The organism is Plantactinospora veratri, assembly GCF_036421995.1.
Classification (GTDB): Bacteria; Actinomycetota; Actinomycetes; order Mycobacteriales; family Micromonosporaceae; genus Plantactinospora; species Plantactinospora veratri.
On the sequence record NZ_JAZGQL010000025.1, the window covers coordinates 1 to 20,317 of the forward strand.

The 20,317-nt window shown below is 72.2% G+C and carries 17 protein-coding genes; 12 read left to right on the top strand and 5 right to left on the bottom strand.

Translation table 11 applies throughout. The features are described from left to right. Positions 1–175 precede the first annotated feature (175 nt). From V1634_RS26050 to V1634_RS26075, 6 genes are all read left to right on the top strand, one after another. On the top strand, positions 176–1,720 hold the full coding sequence (locus V1634_RS26050) for a GH39 family glycosyl hydrolase (RefSeq protein WP_331210526.1): 1,545 nt from the start codon (positions 176–178) through the stop codon (positions 1,718–1,720). Beyond that, the gene (locus tag V1634_RS26055) at positions 1,717–2,406 is read left to right on the top strand and encodes a hypothetical protein (RefSeq protein WP_331210527.1); all 690 of its coding nucleotides are present in this window, start codon (positions 1,717–1,719) and stop codon (positions 2,404–2,406) included. The genes V1634_RS26050 and V1634_RS26055 overlap by 4 nt, the downstream gene beginning before the upstream one ends. Next, positions 2,403–4,454 carry a beta-galactosidase gene (locus V1634_RS26060; protein WP_331210528.1) on the top strand — a complete coding sequence of 684 codons (2,052 nt, stop codon included), beginning with the start codon at positions 2,403–2,405 and terminating at the stop codon, positions 4,452–4,454. Before V1634_RS26055 ends, V1634_RS26060 begins: the two co-directional genes overlap by 4 nt. A gap of 34 nt (positions 4,455–4,488) precedes the next feature. Next, positions 4,489–6,618, top strand: coding sequence for an alpha-glucuronidase (locus tag V1634_RS26065; RefSeq protein WP_331210529.1), 2,130 nt, complete (start codon positions 4,489–4,491; stop codon positions 6,616–6,618). 112 nt (positions 6,619–6,730) lie between these two features. Next, positions 6,731–7,426 carry a TetR/AcrR family transcriptional regulator C-terminal domain-containing protein gene (locus tag V1634_RS26070; RefSeq protein ID WP_331210530.1) on the top strand — a complete coding sequence of 232 codons (696 nt, stop codon included), beginning with the start codon at positions 6,731–6,733 and terminating at the stop codon, positions 7,424–7,426. 182 nt (positions 7,427–7,608) lie between these two features. Further along, on the top strand, positions 7,609–8,595 hold the full coding sequence (locus V1634_RS26075) for an NAD(P)-dependent alcohol dehydrogenase (protein ID WP_331210531.1): 987 nt from the start codon (positions 7,609–7,611) through the stop codon (positions 8,593–8,595). A 79-nt stretch (positions 8,596–8,674) separates the two neighbouring features. Here the strand turns inward: V1634_RS26075 and V1634_RS26080 are convergent, their stop codons facing one another. Then, positions 8,675–9,739 (bottom strand): serine hydrolase, encoded by a 1,065-nt coding sequence (locus V1634_RS26080; protein ID WP_331210532.1) that lies wholly within the window; start codon positions 9,737–9,739, stop codon positions 8,675–8,677. Between the two features lie 137 nt (positions 9,740–9,876). Here V1634_RS26080 and V1634_RS26085 point away from each other — a divergent pair, with 137 nt between their 5' ends. Next, positions 9,877–10,971, top strand: coding sequence for a PIN domain-containing protein (locus V1634_RS26085; RefSeq protein WP_331210533.1), 1,095 nt, complete (start codon positions 9,877–9,879; stop codon positions 10,969–10,971). Positions 10,972–11,044: 73 nt separating this feature from the next. Then, positions 11,045–11,974 carry a diacylglycerol/lipid kinase family protein gene (locus tag V1634_RS26090; RefSeq protein WP_331210534.1) on the top strand — a complete coding sequence of 310 codons (930 nt, stop codon included), beginning with the start codon at positions 11,045–11,047 and terminating at the stop codon, positions 11,972–11,974. A gap of 55 nt (positions 11,975–12,029) precedes the next feature. Here the strand turns inward: V1634_RS26090 and V1634_RS26095 are convergent, their stop codons facing one another. From V1634_RS26095 to V1634_RS26105, 3 genes are all read right to left on the bottom strand, one after another. Continuing rightward, complete coding sequence (locus V1634_RS26095; protein WP_331210535.1) at positions 12,030–13,343, bottom strand: hypothetical protein; 1,314 nt, start codon at positions 13,341–13,343, stop codon at positions 12,030–12,032. A gap of 6 nt (positions 13,344–13,349) precedes the next feature. After that, positions 13,350–13,724: a cupredoxin domain-containing protein gene (locus V1634_RS26100; RefSeq protein ID WP_331210536.1), complete on the bottom strand. Its 375-nt coding sequence runs from the start codon at positions 13,722–13,724 to the stop codon at positions 13,350–13,352. A 158-nt stretch (positions 13,725–13,882) separates the two neighbouring features. After that, positions 13,883–14,659 carry a copper resistance CopC family protein gene (locus tag V1634_RS26105; protein WP_331210537.1) on the bottom strand — a complete coding sequence of 259 codons (777 nt, stop codon included), beginning with the start codon at positions 14,657–14,659 and terminating at the stop codon, positions 13,883–13,885. A 416-nt stretch (positions 14,660–15,075) separates the two neighbouring features. Between V1634_RS26105 and V1634_RS35525 the strand changes: the two genes are divergently transcribed. After that, entirely contained in the window at positions 15,076–15,669 is a 594-nt protein-coding gene (locus tag V1634_RS35525; RefSeq protein ID WP_407951856.1) for an SRPBCC family protein, read from the top strand. Here the strand turns inward: V1634_RS35525 and V1634_RS26115 are convergent. Then, on the bottom strand, positions 15,551–16,297 hold the full coding sequence (locus tag V1634_RS26115; RefSeq protein WP_331210539.1) for a GNAT family N-acetyltransferase: 747 nt from the start codon (positions 16,295–16,297) through the stop codon (positions 15,551–15,553). The genes V1634_RS35525 and V1634_RS26115 overlap by 119 nt on opposite strands. A gap of 148 nt (positions 16,298–16,445) precedes the next feature. On the opposite strand from V1634_RS26115, the gene V1634_RS26120 reads away from it, so the two are divergent. From V1634_RS26120 to V1634_RS26130, 3 genes are all read left to right on the top strand, one after another. Then, the gene (locus V1634_RS26120; RefSeq protein ID WP_331210540.1) at positions 16,446–17,996 is read left to right on the top strand and encodes a golvesin C-terminal-like domain-containing protein; all 1,551 of its coding nucleotides are present in this window, start codon (positions 16,446–16,448) and stop codon (positions 17,994–17,996) included. 552 nt (positions 17,997–18,548) lie between these two features. After that, positions 18,549–19,259: a D-sedoheptulose-7-phosphate isomerase gene (locus V1634_RS26125; RefSeq protein ID WP_331210541.1), complete on the top strand. Its 711-nt coding sequence runs from the start codon at positions 18,549–18,551 to the stop codon at positions 19,257–19,259. Continuing rightward, a complete protein-coding gene (locus V1634_RS26130) occupies positions 19,240–20,301 on the top strand; it encodes a putative sugar O-methyltransferase (protein ID WP_331210542.1) in 1,062 nt (353 codons plus the stop codon). The genes V1634_RS26125 and V1634_RS26130 overlap by 20 nt, the downstream gene beginning before the upstream one ends. Positions 20,302–20,317: the final 16 nt, after the last annotated feature.

Sequence of the window (20,317 nt, forward strand, 5' to 3'; positions counted from 1 at the left end):
ACAGGGAGAAGGGGCAGGAGGCGTACGAGGGGTACCACAAGCAACCGGGCTGACCCCCCGGTCCGGTCGTGCCCCGCGACGGGCACGACCGGGCCGGACGTCGGCGCAGCGGCCCCGCCCGCACCACCACCACCGGCGCGGGCGGGAACCGCGCGACACGGAACAGAGGAACACCATGCACATCCCCGTACCGGAGCAGCCGACCGGGCGGCTGACCGACGCCTGGCGGACCTGCGTCGGCACGGGCCGCTTCGAACTGGCGCTGCGCCGTGACTACCAGGACTCCCTCGCGCTGGTCCAGCGGGAGATCGGCTTCCGGCACATCCGCGGGCACGGGCTGCTCAGCGACGGTGTCGGTGTCTACCGGCCCTACGAACACCAGGGTTCGCGCCAGGTCCGGCACAACTTCGGCTACGTCGACCAGGTGGTCGACGCCTATCTGGAACTCGGCATCCGGCCCTTCGTCGAGCTGGGCTTCATGCCCGCCGCGCTCGCCTCCGGCGACCAGACGGTCTTCTGGTGGCAGGGGAACGTCACCCCGCCCCGCTCGGAGTCGGAGTGGGCCGACCTGGTCAAGGCCACGGTCGGGCACCTGGTCGACCGGTACGGCCTGGCCGAGGTGCGCCGCTGGCCGATCGAGGTGTGGAACGAGCCGAACCTCGAACAGTTCTGGCAGGGCGCCGACGAGTCCGCCTACCACCGCCTCTACGAGGTGACCGCGCACGCCGTCAAGGAGGTGGACGCCGGCCTCCAGGTGGGTGGACCGGCCATCTCCCCCGGCGCCGACGAGTGGCTGCCGCGCTTCGCCGACTTCGTCGCGGCCCGCGACGTGCCGATCGACTTCGTCAGCAAGCACGCGTACACCTCCGGGCCGGCCCAGCACGTGCCGTTCGGCGTACACCAGACGCTGGCTCCGGCGTCCCGGCTGCTGGAGCAGTTCGGCTCGCCGAGGGAGCTGCTCCGGGACACCGCCCTGGCCGGGCTGCCGGTGCACATCACCGAGTTCAACTCCTCGTACCGGCCGGACAACCCGATCCACGACACCGCGTTCCACGCCGCGTACCTGGCCCCGGTGCTGGTGGCCGGCGGTGACCTGGTCGACTCCTTCTCGTACTGGACCTTCAGCGACATGTTCGAGGAGGTCGGCATCCCGACCTCGCTCTTCCACGGCGGTTTCGGCCTGCTCACCCACTGCCAGGTCAAGAAACCCACCTACCACCTGTACGCCTTCCTGGCCCGGCTCGGTGACCAGGTGCTGGCGCGCGGGGACGACCACCTGGTGACCCGGGACCCCGCCGGCCGGATCGCGGTGCTCGCCTGGGCACCCGTGGACGTCACCGGGGCAGCACCGGTGGACCGGCACTGCGTGGCGCTCTCCATCCCGGTCGGAACGCCGGAGACCACCTCCGCCTTCCTGCTCCGTTCGACGGTCAACGAGGAGCTGGGCAACGCCTGGACGGCCTGGTCCGAGATGGGCCGGCCCCGCTCGCCGCGCCCCGGCCAGCTCGACGCGCTGCGCGAGGCGGCCGAACCGGCCCGCACCCACCGGAGTCTGCCGGTCGTGGCCGGCCGGGTCGAACTCGCGCTGACCCTGGCCCGGCACGAGGTGACCCTGGCGGAGATCACGCCGGTGGTCGACGAGACCCCGCCGTGGTGGGACGAGGGCAGGCTGCTCGGCCTGACCCCGCCGGAGAGTACCCCCGGGAGGGAGCAGGAATGACCGAGACCACGGAGGCCGGCGGCCGGTTCGGCACCGGACCGCTCTCCCGGGCCATGGCGCTGGTCTACAGCCTGCTGGTGGTGGAGCTGCTGCTGGTGCTGACCACCCTGCCCGGCCTGGTCCCGCTCTTCCTGCTGGAGCGGCACGTCAGCAACCTTCCGCTGGTCGCGCTCTGCGCGCTGCCGCTCGGGCCGGCCGTCTCCGCCGCGCTGTACGCGCTGCGCCACCACCGTCCGGACCTGACCGAGCTGGCGCCGGCGACCCTGTTCTGGCGCGGCTACCGGGCCAACGCCCGGGGCGTACTCGCGATCTGGGTGCCGTGGCTGGCCTGGCTCACCATCGTCGCGCTCAACCTCAGCTATTTCGGCGCCGCCGGGGTGCCCGGCTGGTGGCGGGTGCCGCTGCTCCTGGTCGCGCTCGGCGTCACCCTCTGGGGCGTCAACGCCCTGGTGATCACGTCGCTGTTCAGCTTCCGGGTCCGGGACGTCGCCCGGCTGGCGATGCACTTCCTCGGGCACACCCCCGGGGTGACCCTCGGCAACCTCTGCCTGCTGGTGGTGATGGCCGGAGTCGTCTGGGTCTCCTCCGAGGCGGTTCTCGGGCTCCTCGGTTCGGTGCTGACGCTGGCCCTGCTCCGCAACTGCCGCCCACTGATCGCGAAGGTCGAAAAGGAGTTCACCGCGTGAGCCTGCCGGTCACCCCCAAGATTGCCTTCGGCGGGGACTACAACCCCGAGCAGTGGCCGGAGGAGGTCTGGAAGGAGGACTACCGGCTCTTCGACGCCGCCCGGATCGACACCGTCACGCTCGGCGTCTTCGACTGGGCGCTGACCCAGCCGGCGCCGGACGTCTACGACTTCAGCCTGCTGGACCGGATCGTCGAGCGGGCCACCGCCGAGGGGCGGCAGGTCTGCCTGGCCACCGGCACCGGCGCGCACCCGGCCTGGCTGGCCCGGGCCCATCCGGAGGTGACCCGGACGGACTTCGAGGGGCGCAAGCACCGGTACGGGCAGCGGCACAACTCCTGCCCCAGTTCCCCCGTCTTCCGTCGACTCTCCACCGAACTGGCCCGGCGGGTCGCCCGCCGGTACGCCGGCAACCCGGCGGTCGTCGCCTGGCACGTCGGCAACGAGTACGGCGGCGCCTGCTACTGCGACCTCTGCGCCGCCGGCTTCCGGGACTGGCTGCGTGACCGGTACGGCAGCCTCGACGCGCTCAACAACGCCTGGTACACCACCTTCTGGTCGCACACCTTCACCGACTGGGCCGAGATCGAGCCGCCGTCGGCGCTGACCGAGCACTGGCGCGGGCCGAACCACACCGCCTTCCAGGGCATCACCCTCGACTACCTGCGCTTCATGTCGGACGCGATGCTGGCCAACTTCTGCGACGAGAAGTCGGCGATCCGGGAATCGAGTCCCGACGTCCCGGTCACCACGAACTTCATGGGGATGTACCGGCCGATCGACTACCACCGCTGGGCCCCGCACCTCGACTTCGCCTCCTGGGACAACTACCCGCCCGACGACAACTCGCCGGCCTGGATGGCGCTGGCCCACGACCTGATGCGTGGGCTCAAGGACGGCCAGCCGTTCTGGTTGATGGAGCAGACTCCGAGCTACACCGCGTCCCGGGACGTCAACCCGCTCAAGCGGCCCGGGGTGATGCGGCTGTGGAGCTGGCAGGCGGTGGCGCACGGCGCGGACGCGGTGCTCTTCTTCCAGATGCGCGCCTCCCGGGGTGCCTGCGAGAAATACCACGGCGCGGTCATCGGGCACGCCGGGCGGGAGGACACCCGGGTCTTCCGGGAGGTGGCCGGACTCGGCGCCGAGTTGGACCGGCTCGGCCCGGCGACGTTGGGCGCTAGGACGCCGGCCCGGGTCGCCCTGCTCTTCGACTGGGACAGCTGGTGGGCGCTGGAGATCTCCGACGGCCCGTCCCGGCTGCTGCGCTACCAGCAGATCGTGCACGCCTACTACCGCGCGCTCTGGGAGGCCGGGGCCGACGTCGACGTGCTGCCGGTGACCGCCGACCTCGGCGGCTACCAGGTGGTGGTCGCACCGGCGCTGCACATGCTCAAGGGCGACCTGGCGCAGCGGCTGGCGGCGGTGGCGCAGCGCGGCGGTTCGGTGCTGACCACCTTCCTCTCCGGACGGGTCGACGAGGACGACAAGGCGTTCCTGACGGACGTTCCCGGTCCGCTCGGGCCGCTGATGGGCATCCGGATCGACGAGTGGGACGCCCGTCCGCCCGAGGTGGTCAATCCGGTACGGCTGCACGGCGCCGGCCCGGACGACGAGATCGAGGTCGAGTCGCGGCTCCTCTTCGAGCTGGTGATACCGCAGGGTGCCGAGGTGGTCGGCAGCTACCGGGCGGACTTCTACGCCGGTACCCCGGCGGTCACCCGGAACAGCTACGGTGCCGGCCACGGCTGGTATGTCGCCGCCGGTCTCGACCAGCCCGGCGTGAACTGGGTGGTCCGTCGGGTGCTGGAGCGGCACGATCTCGTCGGCCCGTATTCGGACCTGCCCGAACTGGAGTCGACGGTGCGGGTCGCCCCGGACGGGACGCGGCTGCGGTTCCTGCTCAACCACGGCGTGGACCCGGTCGAGACGACCGCACACACCGCCGGTACCGATCTGCTCGGCGGGGGCCGGGTGGAGGCGGGCCAGTCGATCCGGCTGGACCCGAAGGGGGTACTGGTGCTGCGCGAGGACGTCCCGGAGGCGGAGTGATGACGGTTCCGGCAGCGTGCCCGGGAGGGACCCGATGACCACCGGCGAGCCCGCGTCCATCCATCCGGCCTGGTTGCCGCCGGAGGCGTTCCGGGCGATCGGGTCGCGCCGGACGCTGGTCCGCGGTAGCGGCGTCCTCGTGGACACGGTGCGCGACGAGGTCGCCCGGGCCTGCACCCGCTTCGGCGGCACGGTCACCCACCTGCCGGCCGAGGCGGCGGGCGAGCAGCTCACCGGCGCGCCCGGCGGACCGTACGACCTGGTGTTCGCGCTCGGCGCGGCCGGGCCGCTGCCGGCCGGCGCGGCGGCGCTCGCGGCCGAGATCGGGCGCGGGTCGGATCCGGGCGGCCTCGGGCCGGAGGGTTTCGCGGTGGCCCGCCGGGACGGCGTCTCGGTGGTGCTGGCCGACGAGCCGGCCGGGCTGCTCTACGGGCTGTTCCACGTCGTCCGGCTCGGCCCGGCGGCGTTCGGCGCCGACATCCCGGTGCGGCGGCACCGGCCGGCGATGCGGCTGCGGCTGGTCAGCCACTGGGACAACGTCGACGTGCATCCGGTGATGGGGCAGGTCGAGCGCGGCTACGCGGGCGGGTCGATCTTCTGGCGCGACGGTGCGCCCCGCCAGGACCCGGATCGGGTACGCGACTACGCGCGGCTGCTCGCCGCCTGTGGGATGAACGCGCTGACGGTCAACAACGTCAACGTGCGCGGTACGGCGACCCAGTTGTTGACCGACCGGCTCGACGACGTCGCCGCGATCGCGGACCTGGTCCGCCCGTACGGGATCCGGGTGCATCTGTCGGTCAACTTCGCCGCGCCGTTCGTCCTCGGCGAGCTGCCCTCCGCCGACCCGCTCGACGACGACGTGCGGGCCTGGTGGTGCAAGGCCGCCAGACAGGTCTACGAGCGGATACCCGACTTCGGCGGGTTCATGGTGAAGGCGGACTCCGAGGGGCAGCCGGGCCCGTTCAGGTACGGGCGCAGTCACGCGGACGGCGCCAACATGCTCGCCGACGCGCTGGCGCCGTTCGGCGGGATCGTGCACTGGCGTGCCTTCGTCTACAACCACCGCCAGGACTGGCGCGACCGGTCGACCGACCGGGCCAGGGCGGCGTACGACCACTTCACGCCCCTGGACGGCCGGTTCCGGGAAAACGTGGTCCTCCAGGTGAAGCACGGTCCGATGGACTTCCAGGTGCGCGAGCCCGTCTCGCCGGTACTGGCGGCGATGCCGAACACCCGGCTCGCGGTGGAGTTCCAGGCGACCCAGGAGTACACCGGGCAGCAGCGGCACGTCTGCTATCTCGGCCCGTGCTGGAGCGAGGTGCTGCGGTTCGCGCCCTGGGGCCCGGGCGGGCCGACGGTCGCCTCGGTGGTCGCCGGCTCGGCGGGTGGCGGTGCCGGCGGGGCGTCGGCGGGTGGTGGCCTGGTGGTCGTCTCCAACGTGGGCGACGACCGGTACTGGACCGGGCACCCGCTCGCCCAGGCCAACCTGTATGTCGCGGGCCAGCTCGCCTGGGCACCCGATCTTGACCCGGTGGCCGTACTCGACGAGTGGATCGAGCTGACCTTCACGCCGTCGGCGACCGCCGATCCCGACCTGCTGCGCGGGACGCTGCACGCGCTGCTGGACGACTCGTGGCGCACCTACGAGCGGTACACGGCGCCGCTCGGGGTCGGCTTCATGGTCGCGCCGGGCGACCACTACGGCCCCGACGTGGACGGCTACGAGTACTCGCGCTGGGGCACCTACCACTTCGCCGACCGGTACGGCGTCGGGGTGGACCGCACCCGGGCCTCCGGGACCGGCTTCACCGGCCAGTACCCGCAGCCCTGGGCGGACCGGTACGAGTTCCTCGACACCTGTCCGGACGAGTTGCTGCTCTTCTTCCACCACGTGCCCTACCAGCACGTACTGCACTCCGGGTCGACGGTGATCCAGCACATCTACGACACCCGTTTCGCCGGGGTCGAGCAGGTGGTGGCGATGGTGCGCCGGTGGGAGCGGATCGGCCCGGCCGGACTGGTCGACCCGGCGTTGCACGCCCGGGTGACGGAGCGGCTCGCCGAGCAGCTGCGCTCCGCCGAGGAGTGGCGCGACAAGGTCAACACCTACTTCCTCCGCAAGTCCGGGGTACCGGACGCGCACGGCCGACGGATCTACTGAAGCCGCCGGACGGGGCCGGCTCCGGGTGGCGCGTCCGCCGGGCCACCTGTCACCTGGCGGTCCGGGCCCGACCTGCCTTGTACGATGTCGTCCCGGAGGAGAGTTGAGGTAGGTGGCCAGCCAAGCCGAGTCCGTCGAGCCCCGGATCCCGTTGAGTCGCGAGCGGGTGCTGCGGGCCGCGGTCAGCGTTGCCGACTCCGGCGGCATCGAGTCGCTGACGATGCGTCGGCTCGCCGAGCATCTCGGGGCCGAGGCGATGTCGCTCTACTACCACGTGACCAACAAGGAAGACGTGCTCGACGGCGTCGTGGACCTGATCGCGACGGAGATCAACGAGGTCGTCGACCGGATCGACGTACCGGCCGGGGGCGCCGACTGGAAGAAGGCGGTACGCCAGCGCATCCTGGCCGCCCGCGAGGTGCTGCTCCGGCACCGGTGGGCGCCCGGGGTCTTCGAGACGCGCACCACCACCAGCATGGCGGTGCTGCGTTACTACGACGCCCTGCTCGGTCTGATGCGCGAGGGCGGCTTCTCGTACGATCTGGCGCACCACGCGATGCACGCGCTGGGCAGCAGGGCATTGGGGTTCAGCCAGGAACTCTTCGACCCGAACAGCGGCGGCGACGGTGACCCGGCGGCCGGGCTGGCCGAGCTGGCCGGGCAGCTTCCGCACCTGGTCGGGATGCTCTCGGAGATCGCGCACGACGACCCCGACTCGACGCTGGGCTGGTGCGACGACCAGGCCGAGTTCGAGTTCGGACTCGACCTGATCCTGGACGGCCTGGACCGGCTCCGCGAACGGGCCTGAGTCCGCCCACCCCCGCCGGACGGTTCCGAGCACAGCCCCGCGATCTCGATCGATCCGCACCCTCGACAACCTTACGCCGTACGAGTACCTTACGACGTAAGACTTACAACGTAAGGGCGGCTGCGGCTCCACTCGGGACACCCGTCCGCCCCCACGGTCGAGCCGAGCCGAAGGAGACGACGATGAAGGCGGCAGTCCTGCGTTCGTACGGCCCACCCGAAGCGCTGGAACTCACCGAGGTCCAGCGGCCCACCCCCGGCGACGACGAGGTGCTGGTCCGGGTCCGGGCCACCTCCGTCAACCCGTACGACTGGCACCACATCCGCGGCGAGCCGCTGGTCGCCCGCCTGATGCCGGACGGCCCCCGGCTGCGTACCCCGGCCATCGGGATCCCCGGCTGCGACATGGCCGGTCAGGTCGAGGCGGTCGGCCGGAACGTCACCGAGTTCCGCCCCGGCGACGACGTCTACGCCCTGCTTCCGGAGGGCGGCTTCGGCGAGTACGTCAGCGTCCGGGAGGACCTGCTGGCCCCCAAACCGGCGAACCTGTCGTACGAGCAGGCGGCAGCGGTGCCGATGGCCGCCGTCACCGCCCTGGTGGGACTCCGCGACGCGGGCCGGCTCCAGCCCGGTCAGCAGGTACTCGTCAACGGCGCCTCGGGCGGGGTCGGCACCTTCGCCGTGCAGCTCGCCCGCGCGTTCGGCGCCACCGTCACCGGCGTGTGCAGCGGCCGGAACGTCGAACTGGTCCGGTCGCTCGGCGCGGACGAGGTCGTCGACTACACCACCGAGGACTTCACCCGGCGCGGGCGCCGCTACGACCTGCTGCTGGACAACGCGGGAAGCCGCTCCGTGGCGGCGTACCGGCGGGCGCTGACCCGCGACGGCACGCTCGTCGTCGTCGGTGGCCCGGGCGGTCGCTGGCTACAGCCCGTCGGCCGGGTCTTCGCGGCGCTCGCGGCGAGCCCGCTGGTGTCCCAGCGGATCACGCTCGCCGACACCGTCCGCTGCCCCGACAAGAAGCAGTGCCTACGGCTGCTGACCGGACTCATCGAGGAGGGCAGCGTCACCCCGGTCGTCGACCGGCGCTATCCGTTCGCCGAGATCCGGGAGGCGGTCCGCTACCAGGAGGAGGGACACAGCCCGGGAAAGGTGGTCGTGACGCTCTGAGCACCCGGGCGGCGACCCGCTGCCGGGGCGAGCCGGAGAACCCGCTCGCCCCGGCCGACGTACCGGGAATCGGAGCCGGTCAGCCGCCGCTGACCGGACGGAACGGGTCGACCGTGTGCCGGGCCTTCGCCGTCCGGTTGGTGACCGTCGCGATCGCGTCGAACATGCTCCGGCCGAGGACCGCGTGCGCCTGCACCGCCGGGTGCGTCGCACCGTAGTTGTCCCGGTCGCCGAGGGAGTCGGCGAACATCGCGTACGTCAGCGTCGGCGCTCCCGCCGCGTCGAACATGATGCCGGCCTCGTGCCGGGCCGCACCCAACTCGTCGTAGTCCGCACCGTACTTGGTGGCCACCCGGCTGCGCTCGGCCGACGACATGTTACGGCGGACCCCGTCGTGGTACCCGTTGATCCACCGCAGGATGCCGAGCAGGAAGTCGGCGGACCTCGGCGTCACGATGGTCTTGTTGGCCAGTCGCCACAGCAGGTCGTGGGTCTCCCGCGGCGTGGTCACGCCGAGGAAGAACCGGTTCGGGTTGGCGACCGGCTCGACCCGGGTGTGCGTGAAGCCCTTGCTGGCGAGGATCTGGTTGATCTCCAACGCCGGTACCACCCGGCCGCACATCCGGACCGCCGTGTTGTCCGAGACCAGCAGCATCGCGGTGAGGAAGTTGGCGACCGTGATGTCGTCGCCCCAGACGGTGTGCAGGAAGTAGATCCCGGTGCCGCCGAGGATGATGTCGGCGGTGAGGTCGAGCTTCTGGTCGAGCCGGAGCTGGCCACGGTCGATCTTGTCCATCACCGCCACCGCGACCGCCAGCTTCTGCACGCTGTAGCCGTGGGTCACCTTGTCGGCGTCGTCCGCCACCACGGTCTCCAGGGTGCCGGCGGCGTTGACCATCGCGATGTGCGAGTGCCACACCCCACCGGCCCGGGCCTTCTGCGTGTCGTACGCCTGCCGGATCGACGTCTGCGCGGTGCCGGTCGCGCCCAGCGGGCCGCCCGGTACGCCCGGCCCGGGGACCGGTGCCCGCCCGACCGCCACCGTCGTGGCGGGCGCGGCGGCAGCGGGCCGTCCGGTCGCCACCAGCGCGGCCGCCGCCGCTCCCATCCCGATCGCCGCCCGGCGACTGACATGCTCCGGCACTGTTCCTCCCCCGTGGTCATCGACAATTGTCGCGGGGAGCGTACCGAGCGGCGATATCGGGCAACAACCCGGAGCAGGCCGGACCCGCCGGGGCGGGCCGCCGCCCGGAGCGGCCCGTCCGGCGTAGGCTGAGCGACGTGGATCAAGAAGACCGGATCGCCCTCTTCCTCGACTACGAGAACCTCGCGCTCGGTGCGCGGGACCACCTCGGCGGCCTGGCCTTCGACTTCCGCCCGATCGCCGACGCGCTGGCCGAGCGCGGCCGGGTGGTGGTCCGCCGGGCGTACGCCGACTGGTCGTACTTCGACGAGGACCGCCGGATGCTCACCCGGTCACACGTCGAGTTGATCGAGATCCCGCAGCGGATGGGAGCCAGCCGCAAGAACGCCGCCGACATCAAGATGGCGGTCGACGCGGTGGAACTCGCCTTCGAACGCGGATACATCTCCACCTTCGTGATCTGCACCGGGGACAGCGACTTCACCCCGCTCGTGCACAAGCTGCGCGAACTCAACAAGCGGGTGATCGGCGTCGGCGTGGAGAAGTCCACCTCGGCGCTGCTGCCACCCGCCTGTGACGAGTTCCTCTACTACGACCGGCTGGAGGGGGTGGACATCGCCCCCAGCCGTCCCCGGCGGGGCCGACCGGTCCGGTCCACCGGCCCGGAGGCGGCGCAGGCCGGCCCGGACCAGCAGGCGGAGCCGGTACCCGAGCCCACGCAGGGCACCGAGGAGCCGGTACGCGACGTCGACACCCTCGCCGAGGTGGTCGCGCAGACCGTGGCGGGGTTGCAGGGCAGCTCCAGCGGGGAGGTCACCGCCTCCACGCTCAAGCGCACCCTGCTGCGCAAGGACCCGACCTTCAGCGAGTCCGACTACGGGTTCCGGGCCTTCGGGGAGCTGCTCCGCCACCTCGCCGAGCACAACGTGGTCGAGCTGACCGAGGGCCCGGCCAAGGGCGACCCCGGGGTGTCCCTGCCCGAACACGGCGACCGGGAGGTGGCGTTCGGACTGCTCCGTACCGTGCTCCTCGACCTGGCCGGTGCGGACGGCTCGGTGGCGCTCTCCGGGCTGAAGAACCAGCTTCGCCGCGCGCGGCCCGACTTCAGCGAGAAGAAGCTCGGCTACCGCAGCTTCCTCCAGTTCTGCAAGGCGGCCGCCACCAGTGGTGCGGTCGAGCTGCGGTGGAGCCCGGAGACCGACGACTACCTGCTCACCGCCCGCCCCGGGTGACCCCGCAACCCGCGGCCCGCCGGTCCCGCACCGCCGGGGGGCGACCCGGCTGCGGGCGATAGGGTCTTGGCGCATGCGGTCGAAGCGGGAGCTGGACGCCGCCATCCGGCGGGAGCGCCGGGCGGCGCTGGTGGTCAACGCCCGCTCCCGCCGGGGCCGCCGGCTCTACGAGGCGGCCCGGACCCGCTTGCTCGCGGCCGGTTTCACCCTGCTCGGCACCTACCCGGCGGACCGGCCGGGTGAACTGGAGGCGAGCCTGGCCGCCGCCGCCGGCCTGGCCCCGGACCTGCTGGCCGTGGGCGGCGGCGACGGCACGATCGGGGCCGCCGCCCGGCTGCTCGCCCACCGCGACATCGCGCTCGGGCTGCTGCCGCTCGGCACCACCAACAACTTCGCCCGGACCGTCGGCATCCCGCTCGACCTGGACGCGGCCGTCGCGACCCTGGCCGACGGCAAGGTGATCGACGTCGACCTCGGGACCGCCGACGGGATGCCGTTCGCCAACCACGTCGGCGTCGGGCTCTCCGCCGACGTGATGGCCCGGGCACCGGCCCGGCTCAAGCGGGTGGTCGGCCGGCTGGCGTACCCGGCCACCGCCCTGGCGCTGCTCACCGGAAACCGTCCGATGCGGATCACCGTGCAGGCCGACGGGCGGTCCCGGGAGTACGTGACCCACCAGCTCTTCGTGGCCAACGGCGGCTTCCACGCCGGCCGGCCGATCACCGCGGACGCGAACGCCGACGACCGGCTGCTGGTCGCGTACCCGGTGGGTGGTCCGACCCGCCGCGACCTGTTGCGCGCGACGGCGCGCAACGCGGCGACCGGGCATCGCCGCACCCTCGACGACGAACCCTTCCTGACCGCCGGTGAGATCCTGCTCCGCACCGACCGCCCGGCCCCGGTCGAGGTCGACGGCGAGGTACGCGGCCGCACCCCGATCCGGATCGGGCTCGACGCCAACGCGCTGCGGGTGATGGCCCCCGCCGACGCCCCCGACCGCTGACGCCCTGTCCCCGCTCTCCCGTCGCGTGCGGGTGCACGTGCCGGCACAGCCTTGCTCAGGCGGCGAAGAGGAGCAGCAGCCCGGCCGTCGTGTAACCCACCATCAGCACCAGCAGCGGCAGTTGACCGGCGACCGCCGTTCGCCGGTCGAAGAGCCGTAACGCCCGGTCGTGCGCGAGCACCGTGCCGAAGACGTGACCGAGGACGATCACAGTCACCTGGAGGGTCGCCGTACCGGCCGGCGAGGTGCCGAACCCCCGTACCGGCCACGACCCGGTGCCCAGCCAGTCCGCTCCGATCCCGAGTGGATCGGAGAGCAGGGCCAGGGTGCGCTGCCCCTCCAGCACGAACAGCGTGAAGTAGTGGGCGACCAGGTAACCGACGGCGATCGGCACGACCGAATGGGCCAGCTCCCCGGCGCAGTCCCGCACCGACCGGCCGCCGAGCCGGGCGGCCAACCCGGTCGCCGCCAGGTAGGCGGCGAGAACCAGCGCGACCACCACGGCGAGCCCGGCCGTACCGACCAGCGGGGGCGGCGCCACGCCCGACTGGGAGAGCCGGACCCAGAACGGGGCGTTGGAGAGGCTGTCGTACATGGTGGAACCGAGCAGTACCACCACGAAGGCCACCAGGCCGGGAGCCGGTCGCAGCCCGGCGATCCCGTCGAACGGGTGCCGCCAGACCAGCGTACCGTCGCGGCGCCGGGCCAGCACCGCCAGCCGCCCGACGAGGGCACTGTAGACCTCGAACGCGTCGCCCCGGTCGAACCACCGGGAACCGTAGACGACCGACCCGGCGAGCATGGCGACGGCGTACCCGCCGAGCCAGCCGCCGATGACCGGCAGGCTCACCCGGTGCGGCGCCACCAGCTCCAGCCAGACGAAGGCGAACAGCCCGGCCGCCGCCGGCCAGTAGCCGAATTCGGACGGGAGATCACGCAGCCCGCGTACCGGGTCCCGGCGCAGCGCCAGGCAGGCCAGCAGGTGCAGGGTCCGCAGCGGGTTCAGGCTCCGCCAGACCGGTCCGAACAGCAGCGACAGCGGCAGCAGGCCGACCCAGAACAGGACGTACACGACTCCGGCGGTCGGGTTGTCGGCCGTGTCCGGGCCGGCGAGACCCAGCCCGAGGTACGCCGCGACGACCAACCCGGCCAGCCGGCACAGCCACGACCAGGCCCGGGTGGTCAGTACCCGCTGGACCGGTCCGGGCAGCGGTCGTGACGGCCCGGCGTCGTTGCCCAGCCGGGGCTCCCGCCAGAGCGCGCCCAGTGCCACGAACGAGACCAGCAGGGCGACCAGCGCGCCGGTCAGGGCGAGTCCGAACGGGATGGGCAGGTCCTGGCGCCCGCCGACGCCGTGTGCGAGCCACACGGCCGGCTACCTGACGACGAGCTGGAACAGTTGCAGGTCCTGGCCGTGGGTCTCCACCTCGAAGAGCCCGTCGCGGTCGGCCACGAACTCGACCGTGCCGGCGACCCCGGGTTGCAGGGTCACCGACCTGTCGTACCCGTGCACGTGCACCATGTCCGCGACGTCGCTGGTGGTGGTGATCCGGACGGTCTGGCCCCGGGCCACCTCGACCCGGCCCGGGGCGGGTGAGACGGTGCCCCCGGCGACGGTGACCGTGACGGTCTCGACCGTGTCGGTGGCGGCCGGCTCGCCGTCGCCGCACGCGGTCGGTCCGATCAGGAGCAGGGCGAGCAGCGCGACGGCGGCATGCGTCGACCGGTGTCGCCGGGGGTGGGGCGGCATGGGGGGTCTCCAGGACGGTCGGTGGCGGTTCGGGGGACGCGCGATTCGTGGGGACGGTGGTGACGCTGGCGGCGGTACGCGGTGCCGGATGAGCGGGACGGGCGACGGATCGGCGGGACGGGACGGCTCGCGAGGTGGGTGGTGCCGTGGACGGGCGCCTAGCGGCTCCTGCGGCGATTCGGGGTCGGGGTGGGACCGGCCCGGCGGCTGCCTGCCGAGTGGGCCGGGCGGGCCGGGCGGGCCGGGCGGCGGGCGACCCCGGCGACCAGGACGGCGGCCCCGATCACCAGCACGGCGGGCACCAGCCAGACCGACACGCCCGGTCCGCGCTCCGCCGCCGTGGGCGCGGCCGGCGCCGACGGCGGTGCCGACGGGGGTGCCGAGGCCGGGGCGGTGGGTCGGCCGTGCCCGGCTGCCGCGGCCAGTTCCGGGCTGGGCTGGTCGGTCGGGGCCTGCCAACCCGCCGGGGCCGGCGTACTGGCGCCGGTGTAGCTGAACCTGACCTCGCCGTCGACCTCCTCGCCGTCGGAGGCGACCGTCTGGTAACGCACCACGTACCGGCCCTGCTCCGGCCAGTACGCCACCGGCACCTGCACGGTGAACCCGACGTGGAACAGTCGCGGCTCCCACGCACCGTTGACCAACTGGTACTCGCGTACCGGCTCGTCGAGCCGGATCGGGGTGCCGGTCGACCAGCGCCGGTCGACCCGGCTGCCGTTCGGCGCCGTGACGGTGAAGTACGCGAACGGCGCGGGTTGTTCGGTGAAGGCCAGCGACACCGACTCGACGGGTGCGGTCAGGGTGGCCCCGTCGGCCGGAGTGGAGACGGCGAGCTGGCCGTGGGCGTACGCCGGACGGGGATCCACGGCTCCCAGCGGGACGGTGAGCAGGCCGAGCAGAACGGCAGCGAGCAGACGCGGCGCCGCACGACCCATCGCGTACCTCGGCTCTCGGTAGAAACCTGCCGCGAGGTTAACCGCTTTCGTTTGATCTGAACAGACTTTCGGATGTCTGGACGAAACTTCGGCTCGACCATCGGTTACCGGCGCACGGGCCATGCTGTGCCGCCGAGTCCTGCCCGCGCCCGGAAGGGATCGACTCGGCACCCGGCTCGCCCGGCACACCAGGTTTATCCGGCGGGAGGCGGGGCAACCGCGACGGGTTCGCCGTGACCGGCCCGCCTCGTCCACGGCCCGAAGCCGAGCCGAAGCCGCCGCGAAGCCGAGCCGGATCAGAGCCGGATCAGAGCCGGAGCCGGGTCGCAGCGGAAAACCTCTGCCCAGACACCCCGCCGGAGACAGCAGTGCCACACTTCCTACCTCGCCTCCGCGCCAGGTCGGTCGAGGCGACCGTGACCATCCGGCGGCCGGTCCCGGAGGTCTTCGCCTTCTACCGCGACCTCGAGAACCGGGCCCGCTTCCTGGGTGACGTGATCTCCGTGGAACGGGTCGGTCGGGCGGGGTACCGGTGGACGATCCAGGGCCCGCTCGGCATCCGCCTGCGGTCGACGGTGAGGCTGACCGAGGTACGCACCGACGCGTTGATCCGCTACGAGACCACCGCCCCACCCTGGCTGCGGACACACTGGACGGTGCACTTCACGCCCGCACCCGACCAGGGCGGTACGGCGGTACGCGAGGTGCTGACCATGCCGTTGGGCGATCTGGGCCACACCGTGCTGACCCTGCCGGCAAGCCGCCCGCCGAGGAACTGGCCGCGAACCTCCGCCGGCTCAAGCAGGTGCTGGAGACGGGGCTCGTCACCGACACCGAGCACGCGGTGCCGGGCAAATTCGACCGGAGATCCCGAGGCTGACCCGCCCGTGGTCACCGGTGCGCGTCAGGCACCGGCACGGGCGACCGCAGGTACCAACCGGTCGTCGCCACCGTACGGAACCCGAGCGACTCGTACAGCGGCCGCCCGGCCTCCGTGGCCACCAGGGTGAACGGCCGGTCCGGGTGCGCCTCGATGGCCTGGGTCAACAGCGTCCGCCCCAGTCCGGCCGAGCGGTGCGCGGGTGACGTGACGAGCCAGTACAGGCCCACCACCCGGCCGTCGTCGTAGGTGTAGGTGGCGGCGGCGGGCTCGCCCCGCCGGTACGCCAGCCGGACACTCCAGCCGGGCACCGCCAGCACACCGGCGGGAAGCGCCTCGCCGCTGCGCCACGGCAGGAACGCCGGCAGCGGGAACCCCTCCACCATGATCCGCTCCGCCACGGCCAGTTCCTCCGGATCGGAGACGCGCACGATGCGGACGTCCCCGTCGGAGGCGGTCCCCGCCGTCGCCACCGTCCCCGCCGGACGCACCATCACCGGCATGCGCAGGATCCGCACCGCCGGGTCGACCGGCTCGGCGTCACCGCCACCGAAGATGTCCTCCAGTACCGCGTTCTTGGCTAGCGGCGCGGAGCCGAGCAGGCGCGACACGCCCTCGGTCGACATCGGCGCGCGCAAGATCAGGCGGGTCGCCCGGGGCAGGTCCGCGCGGAAGCAGTCCTGGTCCCGGCGTGTGTCGAGGGCGACCGCACCCCACATCGCGGCGGCATTCTCCACGTAGGCGTCCGGTCCGATCATCCGCAGCAGCCTAGCAACGCCTCGCCCGCCCGCCCGGTCGGTCGGCGCTTCTTGCCATTCAGACATCCGGATATGACAATAAGTTTCGCGCCGTCCCGGTCCGGTCCCACCGGTCTCCGGTCTCACCCCTGCCCGCACGGGAGACGCCATGCGACGATCAGCCCTCGCCGTCCCGCTCGCCGCACTGGTCGCCTTCGTCGGCGTCGGTGCCGCGACCCCCGTCCCGGCGGTCGCGGTCACCGCCGGCCCCGGCATCGGTACGCTCGCCAGCACCGCGCTGGCCCCCGGCCTCTCCCTGAGCACCGCCTCGACCAGCGGTCCGAACCAGATCAACGTGCTCACCGCGAACCTGTCCGAGCCCACCCTGAAGCCGAAATACCTCAGCCCCGGAACCGTCGGCGCCACCGCCACCCTGACCACCCAGGCGAACCGCGTCGGTGCGGTCGCCGCCGTGAACGGAGACTTCTTCGACATCGGCGCCACCGGGGCACCCCGGGGGGTGGGGCTGGACGACGGCACGCTGCTGCACGCCCCCGCCGCCGGCTGGAACAACGTGGCCGCGCTCTACGCCGACGGCACCGGCACCCGGGGCGGCCTGGCCCAGATCTTCCTCGACGCGAGGATCACCCTCCCCGGCGGCGGCCAGCTCACCGCCACCAACCTCAACTCGCCGAACATCGCGGCCGACGGCATCGGCGTCTACAACGCGCTCTGGGGCGACGAGCCACGCAGTCAGGCGCTCGACGGCGCCACCCGTAGCCGGGAGGTCGAGATAACCGGTGGCCGGGTCAGCCGGGTCAGCACCACCGCCGGCGGCAAGGTACCGGCGAACTCCGTCGTACTGCTCGGCGTGAACGCCGGTGCCGACGCCCTGGCCGCGATCGCGGTCGGCGACCCGGTCACCGTCAACTACTCGCCGCGTGGTGCGGCCGGAGCCGCGCAGGTCGCGATCGGCGGCAACCTCGTACTGGTCAGGGACGGGGTGGCCACCACCGTGGCGCACCCGCGGAATCCCCGTACCGCTGTCGGTTTCTCGGCCGACGGCCTCACCATGTGGATGGTCGTCGTCGACGGGCGGACCAGCGCGAGCGTCGGGATGACCTACGTCGAACTCGCCAACTACATGAAGTCGCTCGGCGCCGACGACGCGATCAACCTGGACGGCGGAGGCTCCAGCACCATGGTCGCCCGGATGCCGGGAGCGTCCTCGGTATCGGTCCGCAACACCCCGTCGGACGGCGCGCAACGACCGGTGCCGAACGGGCTCGGCTTCGTCTCGACCGCACAGGCGTGGAGCAGCACGGTCGACAACGGCACGGCCGGCCGGTTCACCGCGAGTGCGAACTGGGGTACCTCGAGCTACTCCAGCTCCAGGTTCGGGGCCGACTACCGGTTCGCCGACCCGGTCCTGTCCAGCGACGTCGCCTGGTACCGGGTGAACGTCCCGGAGACCGCCAGCTACGCGGTGGCGGTCTGGTATCCGGCCGACCCCGGGTACAACGACTCGACGCCGTTCATCGTGGCCACCACCGGCGGCAACCAGACCGTACGGGTGAACCAGCGGGTGAACGGGGGCCGGTGGGTGTCGCTCGGGGTGTTCACGCTGCCGGCGGGGGACGCGAACAGGGTGGGGGTGAGCCGGTGGACCTCGGGCACCGGCTACGTGGTCGCCGACGCAGTCCGGATCACCCGGGTGTGAACGCCGGTGCCCGGTGCCACCGGTTCTGTCCTCCTATCGAAAATCCCACCACGTCGTAACCGCCCGGACCATCGGGCGGAAGGATCCTGACGGCCATTCAGCAATGTGCCGCAGGCGGCGAATCCGGATCGGTCCGGTGGCGGTGCCGTGCCCAAACTTGCGGCGCATTCCGGCACCGCACGGTGGGCACCGGTCCATTTCGGGACCGAGCGGGCTGGAATCGTCCAATCTCGATAATCCGCCGTCGCCGGCCCGCTGGTAGCACGATGAAAGATGCCCAGGCCGGCCCGGGCAGGCACAATCGCGGGGTTGCCGTACTCATCGATGATTGTTATCTTCCACACGGGTCACGGGGGAACGGCGACCTGGCGCAGCGCTGCGGTCTGTCACCGTCCTCGCACAACGTGTCGAGGAGGAGCCTGCGTTGGTCGGACTATCGGCGACCATAATTGTGCCGCACACCCCGAAACGGGGTCTCCGGCGGTTTTTCGAAAGCCATACCGAATATGGTGCGCCGGCTCAATTCGGGCGCCCCCCGTCCGCCGAATACCGATGACCGTCCACCCGGGCGAGCAGCTCGATCCGGCAGCCGGGCCGGTCCCCGCACCCACCGGCGCCGAAACGGTGGTCAAGCAGTACGTCGACGACCTGACCCTGGCTCTGGCCCAGCTCGAGACCGGCTCGGTGACCGACCTGCTGGAGTCACTGGTCCTCACCCTGCACTCGGGCCGCCGGGTCTTCGTGGCCGGCAACGGCGGCAGCAGCACGGCGGCGATCCACATCGCCAGCGACCTGATGGCGGCGGCGGGCACGCTCGGCGGTGCCTCCCAGGTCGTGGCGCTGACCGAGAACATCGCCCGGATCACCGCGATCGCCAACGACCACTCCTACGACGAGATCTTCTCCCGGCAACTGACCGGCTGGGGCAGGCCGCGCGACGCGCTGCTGCTGCTGAGCGTCAGCGGTCACTCGACCAACCTGGTCCGGGCGGCCCGGGTCGGCCGTGACCTCGGGATGACCGTGCTGGCGGCGCTCGGCAACGCCGGCGAGGTGGCGCGGCTCGCGGACCGGCTCGTCGTCTTCGGGCAGGCGGACTACGGCCTGACCGAGGACCTGCACGTCGCCCTCGGGCACATGGCGGTACGCGTGCTGCGCGGCGGCGACGCCTGCCGATTCAGCACGGCTGCGGCCGACGACGAGCCGGCCGGTGCCGGGGCGCAACGCGAGAAGGTTGGCGAGTTCGGTGAACCACTTCAGTTCTAGGCTCTTCCTCACCATTCGCTACCTCGTCGGCCTCTTCGGGCTGACCCTGACCCGAACCTCCACCGAACTCTCCAGCTATCGGATCCACGCCGGCCACGGGCGGTACGACGACTCCCGGCCGCTCCCCGCCGAACTGGCCGCGCTGCTGCACGACCGGAACCCGGACCTGGTGCAGCTCCGGCGGCGCTACCGGGAGCTGGCCTCGCCGTTCCGACCCGGCCGGTTCTGGCGGCGGAGCCGGCGGCTGCGCGACCTCGACCTGAAATACTTCCGTGGCGACAACGCCTACGTCTGGCAGCTACGCCAGCTCGGCGACAACGCCCGGCTGAAGTTCTTCCTCTTCGCGCGCTACGTCAGCTCGCTCGACACCCACAAGCTGCTCGACCGGACCAGCGAGGACGGCGCGTTCGGCTGCTGGACGTTCGACTTCGAGAGCCTGCCGACGGCCAGCCGGGACCTGCTCGACTCGATCAACGAGATCTACTTCCTGGACCGGCACTGGGGGCTGCTCTCCCGGACCGACTTCACCGTGGTCGACATCGGCGCCGGCTACGGCCGCCTCGCCCACCGGATGGTGGAGAGCGTTCCCGGCCTGAAGCGCTACCTCTGCGTCGACGCGATCCCGGAGTCGACCTTCCTCAGCGAGCACTACCTGCGACACCGCGGGGTCGAGCAGAAGGCGGTGGTCCTGCGGCTCGACGAGATGGCGGAGCGGCTGGCGGCCGAGCGGCCCGACCTGGCCGTCAACGTGCACAGCTTCTCGGAGATGCCGATCGCGGTTATCGAGTCCTGGATCGCCCTGCTGGCCCGGTGCGGCGTACCCGCGCTGCTGATCGTGCCGAACGAGGGCGACCGGCTGCTCAGCCTGGAGGACGACTACCTCCGGCGGGACTTCGCCCCGGTGCTCGAGCGCCACGGCTACGTCCTGGCGGCCCGCGAACCCACCATCGCCGACCCCGACGTACGGGACCTCGTCGGCGCCGGTGACTGGTTCCTGCTCTACCGCCGTGCCGGCACCGACCCGGCCGCCGAGGCGTCATGACCGGCGGCGGGATACC

Bases quoted from the DNA above. Each gene is read 5' to 3' on its own strand.
- V1634_RS26050 (WP_331210526.1), top strand. From the start codon at position 176: ATGCACATCCCCGTACCGGAGCAGCCGACCGGGCGGCTGACCGACGCC.
- V1634_RS26055 (WP_331210527.1), top strand. From the start codon at position 1,717: ATGACCGAGACCACGGAGGCCGGCGGCCGGTTCGGCACCGGACCGCTC.
- V1634_RS26065 (WP_331210529.1), top strand. From the start codon at position 4,489: ATGACCACCGGCGAGCCCGCGTCCATCCATCCGGCCTGGTTGCCGCCG.
- V1634_RS26075 (WP_331210531.1), top strand. From the start codon at position 7,609: ATGAAGGCGGCAGTCCTGCGTTCGTACGGCCCACCCGAAGCGCTGGAA.
- V1634_RS26090 (WP_331210534.1), top strand. From the start codon at position 11,045: ATGCGGTCGAAGCGGGAGCTGGACGCCGCCATCCGGCGGGAGCGCCGG.
- V1634_RS26100 (WP_331210536.1), bottom strand. From the start codon at position 13,724: ATGCCGCCCCACCCCCGGCGACACCGGTCGACGCATGCCGCCGTCGCG.
- V1634_RS26105 (WP_331210537.1), bottom strand. From the start codon at position 14,659: ATGGGTCGTGCGGCGCCGCGTCTGCTCGCTGCCGTTCTGCTCGGCCTG.
- V1634_RS26115 (WP_331210539.1), bottom strand. From the start codon at position 16,297: ATGATCGGACCGGACGCCTACGTGGAGAATGCCGCCGCGATGTGGGGT.
- V1634_RS26120 (WP_331210540.1), top strand. From the start codon at position 16,446: ATGCGACGATCAGCCCTCGCCGTCCCGCTCGCCGCACTGGTCGCCTTC.
- V1634_RS26125 (WP_331210541.1), top strand. From the start codon at position 18,549: ATGACCGTCCACCCGGGCGAGCAGCTCGATCCGGCAGCCGGGCCGGTC.